A 3858-nucleotide genomic window follows, 5' to 3' on the forward strand; every position below is an offset into this window, starting at 1 on the left:
GGTGCGGCAGGGCATCGCGAAGACGTCGGCCGCCGCGTAGTAACTCGCCGTCTGCGCATGGCTTCTGCCGCCCGCGAAGACGACGGCGCCGGGCGCGTGCCGCCGCGCGAGTGCGCGCAGCCGCCGTTCGTCCGGTCCCTGGCCGACGACCACCAGCACCGCGTCGGGTACGGACCGCCGGATCAGTGGCAGCGCCCGTACGAGGACGTCCTGGCCCTTGCGGGTGACGAGGCGCGAGACGCAGAGGATGATCTTCTTCCCCCGGATCCCGTGCCGGTCCCGCACGTCGCGCGCACAACTGGCGGCGCGGTCCGGCCGGAACGTCGCCGCGTCCACGCCCGGTACGAGGCGGCTCATCCGCGCACCGGGGCCGAGGGCGGGGGCGATACGCGAGCGGGTGTACTCACCGAGGTAGGTGACGACATCCACGTGCGCGCCCACCCGTCGCAGCACCTGCCGCGCGCCGGGCGTACGGGCCCACCAGATCTCGTGGCCGTGGGTGGTGGCGACCATGCGCCGTATCCCGCCGTGCCGCAACTCCGGTGCCATGTACGCGAGTGGGGCCGCCGCCCCGAACCAGACCCGGTCGCAGCCGTGGCTCCGCGCTATCTCGCGCGCGGTCCGGGTGACGCGCGCGGTCGGCAGCAGGGTGTGGGCGCGGTCCCTGACGACGGGGAAGGGCAGGGTGGCGTCGTACGCGGCGGCGCCGGGCTCGCTCGACGTGTAGACGACGACGCGGTCGGGCGGCATGCGGGAGGTCAGCGCGTGCACGAAGGTCTCGATGCCGCCCTGGCGGGGCGGAAAGTCGTTGGTGATGACGAGAGTTGAGCTCATGAGCGTCGCCCCGCTCCGGCCGTGGCCAACTGCGCGTCCGCGTCCCGGTCCTGGGGCGCCGGTTCCGTACCGGACGACGGCGCACCCACCGACCGCGTACCGGACGACCGTGCGTCGGCCGATCCCGTACCGGACCACCTCGCACCCACCGATCCCGCGCCCACCGACCGCGCCCACACCACCAGCAGCACGGGCAGCGCCAGATAGCCGAACCGTCCGGCGGGTGCCAGCAGGAACGCGATCGAGAGGCCGACCGCCAGCCGGTCGGCGGCCCCCACGGCGTCCCGTGGCGGTCGCAGGACGAGCGAGAGGCCGACGGCCGACGCGCCGCACAGGAGCAGCGTCACCGCCACGACCCACCCCGTGGCGCCCTGCTCGGCGAGCAGCCGGCCGGGCAGCGGGCTGGTCGCCGGGGTCGCCAACTCGCCTTGTCCGGTGGGAAAGGCGAGCACCTGCTCGGCCATCGGGCCGGGCGACAGGAGCGCGCTCGGCAGGATCAGCAGGGCCGTACCGGCGGCCGCCGTGCCCGCGCACCGCAGACCATGCCGGGCGCCCCAGGCGCAGCCGAGCAGCGCCACGACGACCGGGATCGCGGGCCAGGCCGTCCACTTGAGCGAGCAGGCGGCGGCGAGCACCAGCCCGGCGGCCACCGGCCGACCGCGTACGGCGAAGGCGATGGCCAGCACGCAGAGCCCGGCCAGGGGCAGATCGACGCCGCTGACGCACAGGGGCAGCGCGACGACGGGTGAGGCGATCAGTACGGCCGTCACCGCCGCGAAGCGCCCGTCCCCGTCCGGGACATGGGACCGGATGTGAGCGCTGCCCCCGGGCCGCCGCCGTACGACCGCCCGGCTCGCCACCAGACACGACAGGAACACCGCCGCGCACCACACCCGCGCGTCGCCGAAGTACCGCGCCGCCCAGCCGTGTTCACCGAGCAGCGCGCGCGGGATTCCCAGGAGCGCCATCCCGGCAGGTACGGCGTGTACTCCTCGACCCGACGGGGCGCGTCCAGATACGGGGTCCCCGTCGCGTACAGCAGCCGGCCGGACCGTTCGATGACGTCGACCTCGGACTGCGCCTGCCCGGTGAGGACCAGGAGCAGCAGCGGCAGTACGACCGCGCCCGCCAGGGCGAGCACCACCGGGACCCGTACGGCGCGCGGGCGCGGCAGCACGCGGGCGGCGACGGCGGCGGCCGTGTATCCGAAAGCCGCGCAGACGCCCCACACCCGGTGTGTCCCCACGTCGGAGACGAGGGGGAAGGCCGCCGCCCAGCCCGCGGCGAGCAGCCATCCCACCGGCCACCACCAGGAGGCCCCCCGGGCCGCCGACCTGCTGTTCTCGCGTTCGACTCGCCAAGTAATCACCCCGCCATTGCAGCCGTCGGGGGGCCTCGCGGTCAGCACGGTCAGGTCGAGACCTGATGGTCGGGTTTCCCCTACCTTCAGGTCTCCTCAGGCACGGCCGGGACCGTCAACCTCCCAACACGTCGCGGATGTTGGCACGTACGACCTCCTGGTCGCGGCGCACCGCCTCGTACGTCGCGCGGTGGCTCCGGACGTCGGCCGACTGCGCCCGCGCCTCGCCGGCCCACCACTCACCGACCGTGTTGTGCTCGCGGGCGCACTCGATGTCGGCGACGGCGGTGTCCCGTTCCTCGCGCGTACGACGGGTGTTGCCGTCGTCGTCCCCGTCCCATGCCTCGTCGCGGAATGCCTCCTCACGGCCCGCGTACCGCGCGAAGCCCTTGTCCTCGACGCATGACGCCCAGGTACGCAGCGCCCGGCTCACGTCGGGGTCCTTCCGCGCTTGCTCGGCCAGTGCCTGGGACCGGCGCGAGGTGTAGGTGTACATGCGGGTCGTGTCCTCGACACCCTCGGTGAGCCGGGCGGCGGCCTGGCCGGAGCAGCCGTTCTCGGGGATCGCCCGGCCGTTGACGGTGCGGCCGGTGGAGCGGTCGGAGTTGTAGAGCACCTCGAATTCCGCGTCGGTCATCGGGCGGTCCTTCTTCGCCGCCGCCTTCTCGGCCGTCTTCGGGTTCCAGCCGTAGCCCCAGCGCCGGGCCTCGTCGAGGTCGAGTTCGCCGAAGGGGGTCGCCATCGCCACCGACACCAACCGGCCGCCCACGGTGTTCATCGAGCCGGGCAGGGCGGGGTCGAGGGGGAAGTCCGCGAAGCCGTGGTCCGCCATGCAGCGCTGGGCGAGGCGGGCCTGGGCCCGGGTCGTGCGCTTGGTGTCGTCGGCGCCGAACTCGTACCGGGAGAGCGGCAGTTCGGGGATGTCCCACTCCTTCTCGACCTTCGGCACCCGGCTGCCGTCGGTGTACGCGGAGGTGTCGGGCGCTTCGTCGTCGGCGGCGGCGGAGCAGCCGGCCAGAGCCATCAGGGCCACCAGGGCCACGCCCACGGCAGCGGCCACGGTCGAAGAACGTCTCATTCCCCCGGGTCCGTCGCCGCGTCGACCTCGGCCACCGCCGTGATCTCCACCAGCTGGCCCGTGTAGCCGAGGCACGCGACCCCGAGCAGCGTGGAGGTGTGCGGCCCCGTGGTGAGGCCGGACGCGTGGACGACGTCCCAGACCCGGCTCAGATCCGCGGGCTCCGACGCCACCACGTACACGTCGGTGGATATCACCCGGCTCAGATCGCTGCCGATGGCGTGCAGCGCCGTCTCCAGATTGGCCAGCACCTGGGCGGCCTGAGCGGCGAAGTCGCCCGGTCCGACGAGCGTGCCGTCCTTGTCGAGCGGTACGGATCCGGCCATGAACGCCAGACGGCTGCCGGTCTCGACCACGGCCGCGTGCGCGTAACCGGGGGGCGGGAAAAGGCTGGGGACAGTCGTACGTCGCACCATGAGGTCGCTCCTTGCCAGTTGGTGGGTCATAGGGGGTAACGCTCATCGGGGGGACTCCGGGGAGCCTCGAACGTTCCCGACGGTCACACCCGCGTGCCATTGTCGACGCGCCGGGCGGGCACGTCACCGGAGTTTCCGCCGACCGCTGCCCCGCCCGGCGCGTCGACAAT

At 73.5% G+C, this 3858-nt stretch carries 4 protein-coding genes; all 4 read right to left on the reverse strand.

Translation table 11 applies throughout. From position 1 onward, the window contains the following. On the reverse strand, positions 1-834 hold an 834-nt coding region (locus BHU15_RS32720; protein WP_069630453.1), incomplete at its 3' end, for a glycosyltransferase family 4 protein. Beyond that, entirely contained in the window at positions 831-2129 is a 1299-nt protein-coding gene (locus BHU15_RS38770) for a glycosyltransferase 87 family protein (protein ID WP_368483231.1), read from the reverse strand. The genes BHU15_RS32720 and BHU15_RS38770, both read right to left, overlap by 4 nt. A 180-nt stretch (positions 2130-2309) precedes the next feature. After that, the gene (locus BHU15_RS32735; RefSeq protein WP_141726928.1) at positions 2310-3254 is read right to left on the reverse strand and encodes a hypothetical protein; all 945 of its coding nucleotides are present in this window, start codon (positions 3252-3254) and stop codon (positions 2310-2312) included. 14 nt (positions 3255-3268) lie between these two features. Further along, positions 3269-3688 (reverse strand): RidA family protein, encoded by a 420-nt coding sequence (locus BHU15_RS32740; protein ID WP_023538741.1) that lies wholly within the window; start codon positions 3686-3688, stop codon positions 3269-3271. Between the last annotated feature and the right edge of the window lie 170 nt (positions 3689-3858).

This window comes from Streptomyces niveus (assembly GCF_001723055.1).
Taxonomy (GTDB): domain Bacteria; phylum Actinomycetota; class Actinomycetes; order Streptomycetales; family Streptomycetaceae; genus Streptomyces; species Streptomyces niveus.